The sequence below is a fragment of the Roseburia sp. MSJ-14 genome (assembly GCF_018918225.1).
Taxonomy (GTDB): domain Bacteria; phylum Bacillota; class Clostridia; order Lachnospirales; family Lachnospiraceae; genus Petralouisia.
Genome location: NZ_JAHLQD010000050.1, coordinates 351,082 through 368,715, shown reverse-complemented (window position 1 = coordinate 368,715; position 17,634 = coordinate 351,082). Strand labels below are relative to the sequence as shown.

At 37.5% G+C, this 17,634-nt stretch carries 17 protein-coding genes; 16 read left to right on the top strand and 1 reads right to left on the bottom strand.

The window, feature by feature from the left end; genetic code table 11:
* Positions 1–173: 173 nt before the first annotated feature.
* The 16 genes from KQI83_RS15140 (at position 174) to KQI83_RS15060 (ending at position 16,353) form a co-directional block, all read left to right on the top strand.
* A complete protein-coding gene (locus KQI83_RS15140) occupies positions 174–734 on the top strand; it encodes a YARHG domain-containing protein (protein ID WP_216559772.1) in 561 nt (186 codons plus the stop codon).
* A 14-nt stretch (positions 735–748) separates the two neighbouring features.
* The gene (locus KQI83_RS15135) at positions 749–2,026 is read left to right on the top strand and encodes a zinc-ribbon domain-containing protein (RefSeq protein WP_216559770.1); all 1,278 of its coding nucleotides are present in this window, start codon (positions 749–751) and stop codon (positions 2,024–2,026) included.
* A gap of 13 nt (positions 2,027–2,039) precedes the next feature.
* Entirely contained in the window at positions 2,040–2,960 is a 921-nt protein-coding gene (locus KQI83_RS15130; protein WP_216559768.1) for a hypothetical protein, read from the top strand.
* Between the two features lie 163 nt (positions 2,961–3,123).
* Positions 3,124–3,408, top strand: a complete 285-nt coding sequence (flgM, locus tag KQI83_RS15125) for a flagellar biosynthesis anti-sigma factor FlgM (RefSeq protein ID WP_216559766.1) — start codon at positions 3,124–3,126, stop codon at positions 3,406–3,408.
* A gap of 15 nt (positions 3,409–3,423) precedes the next feature.
* Positions 3,424–3,936, top strand: coding sequence for a flagellar protein FlgN (locus tag KQI83_RS15120; RefSeq protein WP_330622451.1), 513 nt, complete (start codon positions 3,424–3,426; stop codon positions 3,934–3,936).
* Positions 3,937–3,950: 14 nt separating this feature from the next.
* Positions 3,951–5,651 carry a flagellar hook-associated protein FlgK gene (gene flgK, locus KQI83_RS15115; protein ID WP_216559764.1) on the top strand — a complete coding sequence of 567 codons (1,701 nt, stop codon included), beginning with the start codon at positions 3,951–3,953 and terminating at the stop codon, positions 5,649–5,651.
* 17 nt (positions 5,652–5,668) lie between these two features.
* Positions 5,669–7,501, top strand: coding sequence for a flagellar hook-associated protein FlgK (gene flgK / locus KQI83_RS15110; RefSeq protein ID WP_216559762.1), 1,833 nt, complete (start codon positions 5,669–5,671; stop codon positions 7,499–7,501).
* 12 nt (positions 7,502–7,513) lie between these two features.
* The gene (gene flgL, locus KQI83_RS15105) at positions 7,514–9,049 is read left to right on the top strand and encodes a flagellar hook-associated protein FlgL (RefSeq protein WP_216559760.1); all 1,536 of its coding nucleotides are present in this window, start codon (positions 7,514–7,516) and stop codon (positions 9,047–9,049) included.
* A gap of 18 nt (positions 9,050–9,067) precedes the next feature.
* A complete protein-coding gene (locus KQI83_RS15100) occupies positions 9,068–9,532 on the top strand; it encodes a flagellar assembly protein FliW (RefSeq protein WP_216559759.1) in 465 nt (154 codons plus the stop codon).
* A gap of 1 nt (position 9,533) precedes the next feature.
* Positions 9,534–9,749, top strand: coding sequence for a carbon storage regulator CsrA (gene csrA / locus KQI83_RS15095; protein WP_216559756.1), 216 nt, complete (start codon positions 9,534–9,536; stop codon positions 9,747–9,749).
* A 79-nt stretch (positions 9,750–9,828) separates the two neighbouring features.
* Positions 9,829–10,245, top strand: coding sequence for a flagellar protein FlaG (locus KQI83_RS15090; RefSeq protein ID WP_216559755.1), 417 nt, complete (start codon positions 9,829–9,831; stop codon positions 10,243–10,245).
* A gap of 11 nt (positions 10,246–10,256) precedes the next feature.
* On the top strand, positions 10,257–12,686 hold the full coding sequence (gene fliD, locus KQI83_RS15085) for a flagellar filament capping protein FliD (RefSeq protein WP_216559753.1): 2,430 nt from the start codon (positions 10,257–10,259) through the stop codon (positions 12,684–12,686).
* Between the two features lie 23 nt (positions 12,687–12,709).
* Positions 12,710–13,084 (top strand): flagellar export chaperone FliS, encoded by a 375-nt coding sequence (fliS, locus tag KQI83_RS15080; RefSeq protein ID WP_216559750.1) that lies wholly within the window; start codon positions 12,710–12,712, stop codon positions 13,082–13,084.
* 104 nt (positions 13,085–13,188) lie between these two features.
* Complete coding sequence (locus tag KQI83_RS15075; RefSeq protein ID WP_216559748.1) at positions 13,189–13,668, top strand: flagellar protein FliT; 480 nt, start codon at positions 13,189–13,191, stop codon at positions 13,666–13,668.
* Between the two features lie 24 nt (positions 13,669–13,692).
* Positions 13,693–15,345, top strand: a complete 1,653-nt coding sequence (locus KQI83_RS15065) for a flagellin N-terminal helical domain-containing protein (RefSeq protein WP_253295649.1) — start codon at positions 13,693–13,695, stop codon at positions 15,343–15,345.
* A 195-nt stretch (positions 15,346–15,540) separates the two neighbouring features.
* Entirely contained in the window at positions 15,541–16,353 is an 813-nt protein-coding gene (locus KQI83_RS15060; protein ID WP_216559745.1) for a flagellin N-terminal helical domain-containing protein, read from the top strand.
* 94 nt (positions 16,354–16,447) lie between these two features.
* On the opposite strand, the gene KQI83_RS15055 is transcribed toward KQI83_RS15060, so the two are convergent.
* Complete coding sequence (locus tag KQI83_RS15055; protein ID WP_216559743.1) at positions 16,448–17,623, bottom strand: glycosyltransferase family protein; 1,176 nt, start codon at positions 17,621–17,623, stop codon at positions 16,448–16,450.
* Positions 17,624–17,634: the final 11 nt, after the last annotated feature.

The following is a 17,634-nucleotide window of genomic DNA, read 5'->3' as shown; positions in this document are numbered from 1 at the left end:
TTTGACAAGAGCAATAAATACAAAAATAGCAGGGTAGCAGAAAAATAACAGGAAACAGTTGACAAATGAGACAAAAAATGACAAAATTTTTTATATCGCGTGCAATTTTTTAAAAGGGAGATAAAATTAAGAAAAGGTACGGGATAATAAATAAGTTTATGGAGATGTAACGTATGAAGAAGAAAAGCAAAACAAGTATTATTGTTGCAGTTATCTTGGGCATATTATGTGCAGCAATGATCGCTCTTTGTGTACTTGTCTTTGTAGATGGCTCAGTAGGAAAATTGAACCAGAAGGCAAGAACGGACAAAAAGAGCAATTTCAAAGAGACAGAAGAGACAAGTGGTGACGATGAATACGACGGAACCGGAAAGGACTTTGAGGTTGTAGTGAATGAGACTGCAGCAACAGAGGAAGCTGCCGGAGAAGAAACCACAGATTATATTTGCCCGGAAAGTAGCGAAAGAGAGCTGACTGAGGAAGATGTAACAGCATTACAGAGCAAGACAGTAGCAAACCTTCCGGAAGGCAAAGATATCATTCAAATGGTAATTAACGAAATGTATGCAAAGAAGGGCTATCAGTTTACCGATACAGCCATTCAGGACTACTTCAACTCCAAGACATGGTATCAGGAAATTGCAGAAAAAACAGATGATGTGGATGCTATTTTTAACGGAATGTCAGATATAGAAAAAGCAAACGTTGAATTTCTGCAAACATATGTACAGTAGGGAGGAGAAGAAGAATGTTTTGTCAAAATTGTGGAACACAAAATAATGATGCATCCGTATTTTGCGAAAATTGCGGAGCAAAATTAGAAAAACCGGTACAGCCAAACGTGGCAGCACAGCAGGCACAACCGGTACAGCCAAACATGGCAGCACAGCAGTCGCAACCGGTACAACCGATGAAACCGGCACAGCCAAAGAAACCAATGTCTAAAGCATGGGTTGTTGTAGCGGTAGAAGTAATTGTTTTAGTAGCAGCAGTCGCAGTATTCTTTAATTTCGGAAAAGAAATGAATAGTGCAGAAAAAGTTGCAGAGAAGTTTTTCGTAGAAGTTGCAAATCACAACTTTAAGGAAGCCTATAAGACTCTTGATGTAGAGGAAAACGATTTCATCAATGAGAAGAACTTTGAAAATGCAAGCTGTAATATGCAGTTAAGCAAAGTTAATACATATGAAGTAAAAGAAAATCATTCAGAAGATAAACTTGGCAAAGATATTCGAATTCAATATCGTACCAAGGGAAGTTCCTCTAATCGTGATTATTATGTTTCCGTTAATAAGAAGAGCGGAAAGAACTTATTGTTCTTTGACAAGTGGGAAGTAAGTCCGGAAGCATTGATTGTAGAGGATTATAGCATTGCTGTTCCAACAGGGGCAGAAGTTACCGTAGATGATATAAAGCTTGGTAAGAGCTATTACGATAAGAAACAATCTGCTGATTCAGACTATTACGATTACTATACCATTCCTGAAATGTTCGCAGGGGAACATCAGGTTGTAGTAAAAAAAGATGGAATGCAGGAAGTTAGAAAAGTCATTGACACAGATGAAGATTACAGCTATTATCTGGACAATATGGTTATGGATGATAAGCTTTTAGAAGAAGCATTCGATACAGCAACCGGAGATTTACAGAAGATTTACGAAGCAGCAATAGCAGGAAAAGACTTTAGTGCAATTTCTGGTATGGTAGACAAGGATGCAGGAGAAGATTTAGAGTATGTTTATGAAAATCTGGTAGGTGACTTTGAAAGCAGTAGTTACGAAACCTTAAATAAGTTTTCTGTATCAAATATAGAAGGAACAGCGTCTCAGTATAACTGGTCTTCCGAAGAAGAATTGGTTGTACAAGTTGAACTTGACTATGATTATGTAGTTGACTATACCAGAAATTGGTTTGATGAAGTAACAAATGAGACAAGTAATGACTCAAAAAGTTGTTATATAAACTTGGCATACAAGGATGGAAAATGGGTTATCGTTGAAATTAGCGGAATGTATATATATTACTAGGAGGAAATAGAAAATGGCAAGATTTTGTACAAGATGTGGACGCCCACTAGAAGAAGGCGAAGTATGTAATTGTGGACAGGAGGCAGCACAGCAGCAGGCAGCACCACAGCCGGAAGTAGCACAGCAGCAGGCAGCACCACAGCCGGAAGCAGTACAGCAGCAGGCAGCACCACAGTTCCAGCAGCAGACACAGCAGCAGGCGGCACCACAGTTCCAGCAACAGGCACAGCAGCAGGGATATGCACAGAACTCACAGCAGTTCCAGCAGACACAGCAGGCAGTGACAGGATTTTTAGGAAAAATGTTCGGAAGCTTTTTAAATATTATAAAGCATCCGGTTACAGGTGGAAGAGATGTAATCCTTGCAGGTGGAGTAGCAGTAGGAATCGCACTTATGGTATTACAGGGAATCCTTACTGCAATCTTTGCGGCAATTGGAGCAAATAAGGCATTTGGTGATATGGTTGGTGTAGTATCATATTTTTCTTCTGATGATGTAAAAATTCCATATGTAAAAATTATCTTTTTAACATTGATTCTTTCGGTGATATTATCATTTGTATTAGCACTGTTATTATTCCTTGGAAACCTTATTATGAAAAATACTGTTTCCTTTACACAGATGATAGGAGCAGCTTCTCTTAGAAGTAGCGTAGTAATAATTACAAATATTCTTGCAATTATTGTATGCTTAATTAACCCAGTAGGCGGAATGTTGGTATTTGCAATAGGAAATATCTGGGGATTCTTTGTGATTCTTCAGGCAATGCCAATTGCAAATGAAACAATGCGCAATAAGTTACCATTAGTTATGATTTTAGTATATTTTGTATTCATGTTAGCTAATTATTTCTGTGTAAAACAAGGCTACACTGGTCTGTTAGGTGATATGGGAAGCTTAAGTGGATTAGGTTCATTAGGAAACCTTTGGTAATAAAGAATAAACAGCGAGATAAAACTCGTATGAAAAAAGAATTCCTTTCGGGGAATTCTTTTTTTGTTTCTTCCTAAAGTTTTCCGGGGAATAACCGATAAATAGATTAGAATCATGAGAAATACTATAAAAATATAGTAGAAAATAGAAAGGAGATGCCGTTATGCGTGTAGAAGCATATAATCAGGTCGCTCAGATATATAAAACAGCAAACGCTTCTAAAATAAAGGGGGCACAAGCATCAGGAAAGCGTGATGAAGTGCAGATTTCCCAGGCGGGCCGTGACTATCAGGTAGCAAAGCAGGCGGTAGCAGAAAGCTCCGATATCAGAGAAGATAAAGTTGCACAGTTAAAGGCAGAGATTGCATCTGGTAGCTACAAAGTAGAAACGGGAGATTTTGCGGCAAAATTAATTGAAAAGTACAATGCATATAATGTATATCTTTAGAAATGAGGTTCAAACGTGGCTAGTTTAATGGAAGATTTCATGGATGTCCTTGAAAAAGAGAATGTAGAATACGAGCAACTGACAGAACTGTCTTTGGAAAAAAGACAGATTATCATTGCTGGCGATGTTCCGGCTCTTGAGGAGATTACAGGAAGAGAACAGGAAATAACCAGTAATCTGAAGAATCTGGAGAACAAAAGAGAACAGGTTGTGAAGGATATGGCTATCGTACTTAGTAAAGAGCCGCAAGAGCTTACCATTACTAATATGATAGCATTTTTAAATAAGCAACCGGAAGAACAACAGAAGTTACAGGATATCCGTAAGAGATTGAAGGATACTCTTAACAAAATGGCAGATATAAATACACAGAACGAAGTGTTGCTGACACAGGCAATGGAAATGGTAGAGTTTGATCTGACGCTTTTTAAAAGTATGAGACAGGCACCTACCACGGCGAATTATGATAAAAGAGCTAATAATACCGGTGATGTACTAGGTAGCCGGGGCTTTGATGCAAAACAGTAGGAGGAAGAGTAACGATGGCGAACGGAATGGGAAGTCTCTATATCGGAGCATCGGGATTACAACAGAGCCAGAATGCACTAAATACAACTGCAAACAATCTGGCAAACGTAGAAACTACCGGATATGTCAGACAGCAGGTGCTATTTGCAGATAGAGATTACAATACATTTGATACCAAATCAGCAATTAGTAAACAACAGGCTGGACTTGGTGTAAATATTGCAGACGTAGTACATACCAGAGATTATTTTTTGGATAAATATTATCGTACTGAGAATGGAAGACAGGCGTTTTATGATGCTACAAACGAGGCTGTTCAGGAAGTAATTACTTCTTTTCAGGAATTAGAAGGGACTACATTCCAGAGTGGAATGTATGATTTCTGGACTGCTTTTCAGGAATTTGCCAAAATACCGGATTCTTCTGTAAATCAAAACCTTGTGGTGCAAAAAGGCGTTTTGTTCGTAGAACGTGCACAGGGAATTGTCGATAACATGAAGTCTTATCAGAGTAAGATTAATACAAAGATTTCCGAATCTATTGATCGTATTAATGAATTAGGACATACTATTCAGGAATTAAACTTACAGATTCAAAAGGTAGAAGCCGGTAAAGTAGAAACTGCAATGACTTTACGAGATGAAAGGGATAATGCGTTAGATGAACTTTCACAATATGCGCAGATTGATTTTTCTGAAACACCCGATGGAATTGTAAAGGTAAAATTAGAAGGCGTACAGTTTGTAGATGAAGTGCATGTATTTGAAATGGGTAAAAAGGTAGATAAAGCGACCGGATTTATCACACCAACCTGGCCACATTTGTCTGATGCATCACTAGGGCATTACACAAATGTGTTTGATTACAGTGTGGATATCAGTTCTGAAATGAATACAGATATCGGAATTTTAAAAGCACAGGTATTAGCAAGAGGAGACCATGTTGCAAATTATACTGATGTGACAGGACTTACTGCAGATCAGTATAATGATGGCGCGGGAATGTCTGTAATGCTTTCTGCCCAGGCAGAATTTGACCAGTTGGTACATGGAATTATGACAGCCATTAATGATGTGTTAAGCCCTTTAACCACTAAAAGTTTTACAGGAGCAGACGGAACTGTTTACAACAATGTAAAAGTTTGGGATGAAGAAAAGGGTTGCGTTGGAAATGATGGCGAAAAACCTGGTCGTGAGCTTTTTGTAAGAAGAGGTATGGATCGATATAGAGAAGTTACGGCAGATGACGGAAAAGTGTACTATGTATACAACGAAGAAGATACTACAGATACTTCTAAGATGTACACTACTTACGGTGTGTCTGTAAATCAGGATTTATTAGATGCAGAATCAAATCTTCCGTATTTAAGACAAAACGGTGAAGTTGCACAGGCAATGGCAGAAGAACTGGCAGCAGTTTGGGAAAAGAAAGGAATGATTTTAAATCCGAATGATACAGACCCATGTACGTTTGAAGGCTATTACGAGAAGTTTATGAATGAATTGTCTACAAAGGGAAATGTGTACGAAAGTATTGCACAAAGCTTGTCCGGTTCAGTTACAAGTATCAGTAATCAGCGTCAGCAGGTAATCGGAGTATCTTCAGATGAAGAATTGACAAATATGATTAAATATCAGAATGCATATAATGCGGCAAGCCGGTATATCAATGTGATTTCTGAAATGTTAGAACACATTATAACTCAGCTTGGATAAGAATAAGAGGTGAAAATATGCCATCAACATTTTTTGGATTAACAATTTCAAGTTCAGCCCTGACATCTTTTCAGGCTGCAACAAATACGGTAGCGAATAATATTTCTAATGTAAATACCAAGGGATATACCAGACAAGAGGCAATTCGTGTAGCAGCAGATGCGCTCCGCGTAAACCAAAAGTATGGTATGGCAGGAAGTGGTGTTGATACCACAGAAATTAAGCAGATTCGTGATTTTTACTATGATGTAAGATATTGGGAAAACAATGCAAAAGTGGGATTGTATGATAGTAAATTATACTATATGCAACAGATTGAAGATTATCTGATTGATGATGATAGTGCAAAAGGTTTCTCAACTATATTAGATGAAATGTTTAATGCATTGAATACATTGAACAGCAATCCGAATGATTTAGATAAGCGTCAGCAGTTTATCAGTAAATCCCAAAGTTTTGCAACATTTTTCAATGGCTTAAACACAGGACTTAGCAAGATTCAGGAAGATTGTAACAAGGAAATTGCAACACAGGTAGAAAATATCAACTCCATTGCACAGAAAATTGCATTATTAAATAAGCAGATCAATGTAATTGAACTTCAGGGAACCAATGCAAACGAATTAAGAGACCAAAGAGCACTTTTGGTAGATGAATTGTCTGAACTGGTTCCGGTAGAAGTGACAGAGACTCAGGTTAAAAACAGCAATTATCCGAATATGTATACCGGAGCAACCGATTATGTATTGAAAATCAATGGAAAAACGTTGGTAAATAACTTTGAATATAAAACCCTAAAATGTGTTGCAAGGGATGAAAAAGTAAATCAGTCCGATATAGAAGGACTTTATGATATTTATTGGGCTGACAGCAATATTCCGTACAATGCAGCAAGTAAGGCATCGGATGGAAGATTAAGAGCCTTATTTGAAATCAGAGACGGTAATAATGCAGAAGGATTTAGCGGAAAAGTGCAGAATGTTACAGCCGGTACAGGCGGAGATATCGTAACACTGAAAAATCCGAGTATAACAGATGTGAACTATATGACAATGCCTGAAAAAGGTATTCTTACTATGAATAATACACAGTACAGATATACCGGATTTACATATGATGAGGCTACTAAGACCTATCAGTTCCAGTTAGACACAACGCTTTCCGTAGAAGAAAAGAGTAAAGTAATGGGAAAAAATGCAGCAATCGGTGAAAATATCGATGCAATGGGAATTCCTTATTATCAGGCTCAGGCAAATGCATTTTTAAGAGAATTTGCAAAACAGTTTAACGAGATTCAAAAGAAAGGTGTTACTTTAGACGGAACACCAGGAGATTCTTTCTTCGTGGGAGAAAAGCCGGACGGAACAGAATGGAACTTTGGAGATTATAACTCTACTGTAGGAAGCAATATGAATACTTCTGGAAACTATTATTACTGGTTGACAGGAGCGAATGTAAAGGTAACTCAGAATGTAGTAAAGACACCGGAAAATATGGTAACACTTACTGCGGATGAGCTGGCAAACGGTACAGATAATCCATCTTTAGTAAATGAAATGGCACAGCTATATAAGAATGTAAAAATGTTCCGTGGTTCAGGAGCAAACGAGTTTTTACGTTGCTTAATCAGTGATAATTCTGTTGATACAGAAAAATCACAGCTTTTCCTGAAAAACTACAGTAATATTTCAGAAACTATTGTGCAAAAAAGAATGTCTATTTCCGGTGTGGATGAAGACGAAGAAGCACTTGATATGTTGAAATTCCAGAATGCCTACAACTTAGCATCCAGAATGATACAAACCATGAGCGAAATGTATGACCGGTTGATTTTGGAGACAGGTGTATAAGGAGGAACTTAAATGAGAATTACTAATAGCATGATTAGCAGAAACAGCATGAATAATATGAATACAAATAAGACCAATGTGAACACTCTGAATAATCAGATGTCCAGTCAGAAGAAGATTTCAAGACCTTCTGAAGATCCGGTTGTAGCAATTCGTGCACTGCGTTTAAGAAGTAATCTGAATGAGTTGAATCAGTATTATGAAAAAAATATTCCGGATGCAGAGTCCTGGATGGAAATTACTGAGAGCGCATTGAAAAATATGAAGGATATTTTAACAACGATAAGAACTCAGTGTGATAATGGTGCCAATGACTCGCTAACAGCAGAAGATAGAAATGCTATTTTGAAAAACCTTCAATCCTTAAGGAAGCAGGTATATGCAGAAGGTAATGCAGATTATGCAGGAAGAACTGTATTTACCGGATATAAGACCAATTCTACTCTTACTTTTTTAAAGGATGAGGAACAAATTAAGTATAGTATCAAAGAACCTGTTTCTTATGAAAATATAGAAGATAAAAATTACTATAGTAATTTGGTAACAGTTCCAACCAGCGCCAACGGGGTTACCGGTGGAGTAGCTATGGCAGATATGCCACAGCAGGTTTCTAACAAACGAATCCGTTTATCCTATGAGAACTTAGGTGATATGAATGCAGATGATTTGAAATATATTGCAGCAGACGGAACAGAAACTACATTAGATGGATATACTTATACAGATGCAAATGGAGCTAACCATACAGTAACTGTAAACACTGCAACAGATTATACTACCTGGGCAAATGGTGGTTATCAGGTAGGAGATGACGAGGTTATCTATTTAAAACAAACAGGCGAGTTGATTCTTGGAAAAGATATTGCAAACCAGATGAGCAGTGAAAAGATGAAGTTGACTGCAACCTATACAAAAGAAGGATTTAAAAACGGCGAGTTAAGACCGGAACAATACTTTGATTGCCAGAACATTACAGACCCGGCAAATGTAATAAGTTATACAAAAGAAAATCAGGAAATATCCTATACCATTGCATTTAATCAGGACTTAGTAGTGAATACACAAGGCTCAGATGTATTCAATTCTTCAATAGGAAGAGATGTAGATGACCTTACAAATGCAGTAGAAGCCGCAATCGCTGCACATGATAAAGTAGATAAAATTAAGGCAATGATGAAAGAGACGCAGTATTCTGATACAGTATCTCAAGAAGGTTTGAAACAGTGGCTAGAAGCAGCGGAAAAGGAAGCAACTTATGCAGATGACAATATGCAAAAGTTGTATTCAAAGGGAATTGGCAAGTTTGACGGATATTTGAACGATGTGGTATTGGCAACTACAGATTTGGGAAGCCGTGCAGACCGATTAAAACTTACCAAGAATCGTATGTCTAACCAGCAGGCAACTTATGAAGAATTAAAGTCCAATAATGAAGATATGGATTTATCAGATATTATTATTGAGTATACATCTGCATATACAGCGTATCAGGCATCTTTGCAGGCATCTGCAAAGGCAAACGGACAGACATTGTTAAATTACTTATAGTAAATTGGAGGAAAACAAATGAAGGTAAATACAAGACTATTTGGGGAAATTGAGATTGAACAGGAAAAGATTATCTGTTTTGAAAATGGAATTATCGGATTTCCGGACTGTAAACAATTTACATTGATTTTTGATGAGACCGATGATGGAGCGCGAAAAAATATTTCCTGGTTACAGTCCTTGGATGAACCTTCTTTTGCACTTCCGGTAATGGATCCATTATTGATAAAAGAAGATTACAATCCGCAGGTAGAACATGAATTGATGAAGAGCCTTGGTAATCTTACCGAAGAAAATACCTATGTATTGGTAACAGTAACCGTACCGGCGGATATTAAGAAAATAAGTGTAAATCTTCGTGCACCAATTGTTATTAACGTAGAAAATTTAAAAGCAGAACAGCTGATTGTAGACGATAGTTATCCGGTAAAATATATGATATACGATATTTTGCAAAATAAAAAGACGAAAGCAGGTGAATAGGATGCTGGCATTAACCAGAAAAAAAGGAGAATCCATTATTATTAACAACAACATTGAAATTAGCATTCTGGAAATGCGTGGTGATCAGGTGAAAATGGGTATCAGTGCACCAAAAGAGGTTCCTGTTTATCGAAAAGAAGTATATTTGCAGATTCAGGAAGAAAATAAGGCTGCAATCACAGCCGAAAGCCTGGAGGCATTAAAAAATATACTGTAAAGTCATAAATTTTTACGCAAAAATACCGATAATTATCATAGACTAGGGAAAGTTTAGAAGTCACATGGAGGTGAATCAGATGATAGACGGAGTGAAGAATGCGGGAATGGCATATCAGGGAAGTAGCCAGAGTTCCTCATCTGTGGAGACAACAAGCAGTGTTGAAAGCAGTGACACACAAGCAGACGCATTAAAAGAAAATAGCACTGCCAAGTGGAACAAGCAGGAACTAAATATAGATGATGGAAAAGATGCATCAGAAAACAAAATGACTTCTCCCACAGAGGCATTAAAAAAAGCAGTAGAAGAAATTAATAAAAATGCTACCAATTCAGAAGTAGTATTTGGAATTCATGAAGCAACAAACCGTATGACCATTAAGATTGTGGATAAGGATTCCAGAAAAGTGATTAAAGAATACCCGCCGGAAAAAACACTGGATATGATTGCAAAGGTGTGGGAGCTGGCAGGACTTTTAGTAGATGAAAAAGGATAGGAGGAATACATATGGCTATCAGAATATCAGGTCTGGTTTCAGGATTAGATACCGATTCTATTGTACAGGAATTAGTATCGGCATATTCTAAGAAAAAGGATACATATGTCAAGAAACAGACAAAATTGGAATGGAAAATGGATGCCTGGAAAGATTTGAATAAAAAAGTAAATAGTATGTATAAGAAACTTGGTAACTTAAAGTTATCATCTGCTTATACGAAAAAGACAACCACTTGTTCAGATGCAACGAAGGCATTAGTATCTGCGTCTAATACAGCAATTAATGGAACACAGAGCTTAAAGATTACGCAGGTGGCAAAAACCGGATATATTACAGGCGCAGAGCTTGACAAGTCTGTAAGCAACTCTACGAAGTTGAGTCAGTTAGGAGTTACAGGAGATGCTTCTGTTGCAGTAACTGTAAAGGGCGTGACGAAAAATGTTGCTCTTAACGGTGATATGACGGTAAAAGATGCAGTGAATGCTTTACAGAAGGCAGGGGTTTCTGCAAATTATGATGAAGCAAATAAAAGATTTTTCGTAAGTGCTAAGGACAGTGGTGTAGAAAACGATTTTGCATTGACAGCTACAGATGCCAATGGTATTAAGGCATTACAGGGACTTGGTATCTATGTAAATAAGAGTTCTAATACAGATACTTATAAGGCGTGGACAGCTTATGCAGTAGATGCATCCGGAAATGCTGTATTTGATGCTAGTGGTAATCAGATTGCAACTATTGATGAAGCAAAGACAAAGGAAAATCTTCAGACATATTTGGAAACAATCCGTAAGTATCAGTGGAAAGCTGCGCAGGATAGCAGTGTAAATGGTGGTACAATCAATAAATTGGATGCAAACGGAAATGTTGCCGATAGAGAAAACAGCAGTATTAAGTTCTTGGAACAGGATTCTGCAAATAAGAGAACAGAAAATACCAACTTATTGGCAAAGATTACATATGCTAATAATTATTTGTCATTAAGACAAGCACTGAATGCACAAACTGCGCAGACCGATGCCGACGGCAATATGGTATATGAAGCAGATGGAACTACTCCGGTATTGGTTTCAAAACTGACAGATGATGAACAGCAGGAAATGTTTGACCTTTTAACGAAAAAGGATGCCTTAACAGAAGATGAGACAACCAGATTAAGCGAGTTAAAAGAAAAACTGGATGTAGATGAAAAAGGCTGGAAGAAAATTGAAGGTCATGTAGATGCCGTAAAGCAGTTTCAGGCAGAGGATGATAATGCTTTGGATGTAGAGGCTGTTCGAGCTGCCTATGCAACGAATGGAAAAACAGGAATTGAAGCCCTGGTTGGTAAGGTGGAAACTGCTGAATCAGGAAATACTACTTATACCGGATGGACAGGCCAGATTGGTAAAAACAACGAAGAGATTACTGCTAATACAGAGTCTATTGCAGAAAAAAATGCTTACATAAACAGTCATGCGCTTTTAACAGGAGCAGCACCGGATAATGACACCACGACCATAGATAATCGTGTAAATGCATTAATGAACAAGATTAATTTTGCAGCAGATCAGTTAGTAAATGGACCGGCAGGCGGATATAGCAATGCACAGCAGGTTGCGGCTCAGGATGCAATTATTGAACTTAATAAAGTGCCATATACTTCTGCAAGCAATAACATTACCGTAAATGGTCTTACAATTACTGCATTGCAGGAGACAAATGGTGATGAGATTACCATTACAACTTCTGCAAATGCACAGGGAATGTATGATACCATTAAAGGTTTCCTAAAACAGTATAATGAGTTAATCAAGGAAATGGATACTCTTTATAATGCAGACTCTGCGAAAGGTTATGAACCGTTGACAGATGATGAAAAGGATGCAATGACAGATAAGGAGATAGAAAAGTGGGAGCAGAAGATTAAGGATGCCATTTTAAGAAGAGATGATCGTTTGTCAACCGTTATGAGCACCTTTACTACAGCTATGTCAAAGAGTTTTAAACTCAGTGACGGAAAAACCTATAGCTTGTCTTCTTTTGGTATTAAGACACAGGGATACCTTGCAGCAGAAGAAAACGAAGGTTCTATGTATCATATTGACGGAGATCAGGATGATGAAATATCTTCCGGAAATACAGATAAGTTGTTAGCTGCAATTCAAAGTGATCCGGATGGAGTACAGGAATTCTTCCAGCAGTTAACAGGTAACTTATACGATGAATTGAATAAGAAGATGGGAAGCAGCACTTCTACACATAGTATCTATACCATATATAATGATAAGACTATGCAGACAGAGTATGATGAGTATACCAAGACCATCAAGAAATGGGAAGAGAAAGTGTCAGATATGGAAGATTACTATTATAAAAAGTTTTCTGCTATGGAGACGGCTTTGTCTAAACTACAGCAAAGTACAAGCTCATTAAGTGGCTTGTTGGGAACATCCTAATAAATCAAGGAGGATAATGAAGGATGATTGCAAACCAAGGATATGCAGCATATAGCAACAGTAAGCTGATGACAGCTTCACCGGGAGAATTGACATTGATGCTATACGAAGGAGCAATTAAGTTCTGCAATATAGCAATTGTGGCAATTGAACATAATGATATCGAAAAGGCACATATTAATATTGTAAAAGTTGAGAATATTATAGAAGAATTTCGAGCAACATTAGATCATAAATATCCGGTGTCGAAAGATTTTGAAAAAGTTTATGTGTATATTTATGATCGTTTAGTTGAAGCGAACATGAAGAAAGACAAAGAAATCTTAGAAGAAGTATTGAAGCATCTTCGTACCATGCGTGATACATGGAAAGAAGTTATGGTTCGGGTAAAACAATAGTAAAAAGTGAGGGACTATTGCAAAAAAGGCAGTAGTCCCTTATTATATAAATATCAGGTATACGATAATAAGTGAGGTAGAAGAATTGGAGGGTTACAAGTACAATGCAAGATAAGGAATATGTTGCAATTTTGCGTCAGAGTTTGGAAAAAAAAGTTCGAATTTTAGATTTGATTATAGAAAAAAATAAAGAGCAAAGAGCAATTTTTTTAGATGAAACAATGCCACCGGAAAGATTAGAAGAAAATCTAAAAGAAAAAGGTGAGTTAATCGATCAGTTAAATCAATTAGATGATGGGTTTGAACAGGTGTACCAGAGAATAAGAGAAATCTTGGCAAAAGAAAAAGACACTTATCGTGATGAAATAAAAAAAATGCAGGAATTAATACGGGAAATTACAGATAAGAGTGCAACAGTACAAACCCAGGAGCTGCGAAACAGAGAACTGGCCGTTCAGAAGTTTTCCTCGATTAAAAAGGAAATAAAAAAGGCACGAACCACTACCAAGGCAGCTAGTCAATACTATAAGAATATGGCAAAAATGAATGTGGTAGATTCACAGTTTTTAGATCAGAAGAAATAGTAAAGAATAACTGGAGGAATCCGGATGGTAATACAGCATAACATGACATCCATAAATGCCAAGTGTCAGTTAGGGATTAACACGGAAAATAAGAAAAAGTCTACAGAAAGATTATCCGGTGGATATCGTATTAATCGAGCAGCAGATGATGCAGCAGGGCTAGCGGTATCCGAAAAGATGCGATGGTCTGTGCGAGGATTGCATCAGGCTAGTCGTAATATAGAAGATGGCACATCGTTGGTACAAGTGGCAGATGGCGGAATGGAGGAAATCCATGCCATATTACAACGCCAAAGAGAACTGGCAGTGCAGGCAGGAAATGACACGAATACAGTAGCTGACCGAAATGCAATACAGCAGGAAGTAAATGCACTTTCTGTAGAAATAACCAGAATTGCCAATGATACTACATTTAATGGAAAACATATATTAAATTGTAGCGGAAATTTAAGTCATGGTCCGGTAAATGCAGATACTGCAGTCACAAATCTATTAGGCGTGCCGGGGAGTAGAAGTGATGGAGTATTACAAGGTTTTATGGCAACGAATGCAGCAGGAAATATACAATCCCAGTTGTTGTTTGGAGGTTACAGTGCAGGTACATCTTTTTTGGAAGCAAAGGTATCTGTTGGAGGAGATAACTATACGTTACGGACAAAGACTCCCTTACCGACGAATTGTGTAGTGACAAATGATACAACCAGTATTGCAGATAGAGTAAAAACCACATTTACCTATCAGGATGATACAGGTAATGCGGTATTTTCCATCGTAAGAACTGTTGAAAAGATAGCAAATCCTACGGGAAATACCGGAGAAGTATACAAGATGAGTTATGCATTGGAAAATCATACAACGCAACCTATGACCGGAAGTATTGAGGTGAGTCTGGACGTTAAGTTTACAGGGAATGACAATCCATCTTTTCTTATGGACAATGATGTAAATGAAACAATCATTACCAATGCGATTCAGTATCCGGATAATGCAGGACATATGCCGGGAGTAATGAACTTGTTTTCTACCGATAATCCTTATTTAAATGTGCAGGCGATTGTAAATGGGTGCGGGGCAACCACTCCGGATTATGTGAAAATAGGGCAGTATAATAATATAGCGGGAAATGATTGGAGAGCGAATATGACAATTTCGGATTCTGCCTATGATGTAGGATGGAATAATATCAATGTGGGAGCAGGTGGAATCTCTGGGGCATATACCACAATGTATGGGGTATCTGACCCGTTGCTTAACCCGGTTCTGGCAGGAAGTCATTCTGTTCCGGTAGAATTAAATATTCAGGCAAGTGACAGAGCACATACGGCAATTACAATTCCACTAGTAAATTGTACAGCTGAAAAATTAGGTGTAGATGCATTGAATGTAATGTCCTTTAATGATGCAGGAGCAACCTTAGATAAAATCGATAAAGCAATCGATAAGGTGTCGGAATATCGTTCTGACATGGGAGCAATATATAATCGATTGGAAAAGGCAAAAAATAACGTTAATAATATAGAGGAAAATGTACAGTCTGCCGAGTCTAGAATACGTGATGCAGACATGGCAGAAGAAATGGTAAAGTATGCAAAAGACAATATTTTAGAGCAGGTAGGACAGTCAATGTTGGCACAATCAGGAAAGATAAACGAGGGTGTTTTACAACTTTTACAATAAAAATAAAAAAATATAAAAAAATTTCATTTTAGGTGTTAAGTATTGGACAAAGAGTCCGATATAAAATACAAGTAAGCAAGTTACTAAAGCTTCAGTGGCGGAATCGGAAGGAGCGTACGGCCGGACGAGAAGTCACAAACTAAATTTATTACATGCAGCATGGATGCTGCAACATATTCAAGGAGGAATAATATTATGGTAGTACAACACAACATGCAGGCTATGAATGCCAACAGACAGTTAGGAATCACAACAAGTGCACAGGCTAAGTCCACAGAGAAATTATCTTCTGGATACAGAATCAACCGCGCAGGCGATGACGCTGCTGGATTATCTATTTCTGAAAAAATGAGAAGCCAGATCAGAGGATTAAACAAAGCTTCTGACAACGCTCAGGACGGTATCTCTGCTATTCAGGTAGCTGAAGGTGCATTAAATGAAACTCATTCTATCTTACAGAGAATGAACGAATTAGCAACTCAGGCTGCTAACGATACTAACACAACCATCGATAGAAATGCTATCCAGGCTGAAATGGATGCTTTATCTTCTGAAATCGATAGAATTCGTTCTACCACACAGTTCAATACTCAGAACTTACTTGATGGTAACTTCAAGAACAAGAACCTTCAGATCGGTGCTCTTAAGGGACAGAACATTGCTATCAGCGTAAGCAACATGGAGTCTTCTGCAATCGGAGTAAACAACTTAAAGGTTTCTTCTTTCGATTCTGCAGGATCTGCTATGACAAAGATTCAGTCCGCTATCGATATCGTATCTACACAGCGTTCTGCTCTTGGTGCATTACAGAACAGATTAGAGCATACAATTGCTAACTTAGACAACGTTTCTGAAAATACTCAGGCTGCAGAGTCTCGTATCCGTGACGTTGATATGGCTGAAGAAATGGTTGAATACAGCAAGAACAACATTCTTGCTCAGGCTGGACAGTCTATGCTTGCTCAGGCTAACCAGAGTACTCAGGGTGTATTATCCTTACTTCAGTAATCATAATAATTACCATACAAAAAAGAGTTGCCTACGGCAACTCTTTTTTGGTATCTTGGTATCATAGGAAATACGGTATCATGAAAGTATGAAATTAGTCATAAGTGTTTGGAAATACAATCTGAAAGATATTTTCAAAGAATTTTTCGAAACTATGATTCTTCTTTGCTTTTTCATGTCCGTTATGAGCAATTTCTTTTCTTTGTTTTTCGTGAGAAAGATAATATTCTACTTTTTCCACTAGATCTTCTTGGCTTTCATAATAAACAAAATCCTCGTCGGGAACGAAATAATCTAAAAAGTCAGATTGAAAACTGGTAAGTAAAAATCCACCAGCACCTAAAATATCCATTCCACGTAAAGGAATGCCGGTTTGAATGCTTCGCAACGTAATATTTAGATTGATTTTACTATTTGCAAAGACATAAGGCATTTCAGAATAATAGTCAATAGCACCCATGTTTGTAGCGTTTGGAATAACTGCATTTTTGTTTAGCGTGTAAAGTCTTAAATTGCAATGCTTTGCAACCGCAGTTAAGAGACGTTGCCGTTCTATGGAAGTCAGCTTTCGGTCAATAAAGTAGTTAGAGTAAATATATTCAGGAGTTTCTATTCCGGATGGAGTGGATTGATAAGGTGCAACCCGCTGCAATTCGGCAATAATATCAGGAGTAAGAACTTCTTCAATAAAGTTATAGCCTTGTATCTTTAACTGGGCTTCCATAATAGCATCCAAATATCCCTTGATATAGTCGTTTACCGTAGCAAGACGATCAAAGAAGTTATGATCCTCGTTATAGAGGGAACCAACGAAAGATACATCTGCAGAAAGCTTTTCATGATCATAAGGCTTTTCCTGTAAGTAATCAATAATCGTACTGTTTACCGGAAGAGTGCTATAATAAACTGTATTAATGCCACCATTTTTTAACTTTAAATATTCCTGTTTATCAAACATAAAAACATAATTATTGGGATTGATAAGCGAATAGGAATAAAGCATGACGTAAGGATTGTCATAAAGGGCAGCAATATACTTAATCCCCAGTTTTTGACAGTTGTTAGAGACAATAGGAAAGTAATTAAAAGAGAAGCAACAGTCGTAAAAAGTGTCTCCAACAAATTCGGTAAATGCTTTGTCAAATTCAGTGCTGGTTCGCTCCTGATAGTCTTTATGAAAAAAAGGTACAAATTCATGTCCGGCTTGTTCTAATGTAAATTGTACATCCACCTTTCCAAAGCAGGGCCAATCTAAATATAAAATACGCATGATAAATCTCC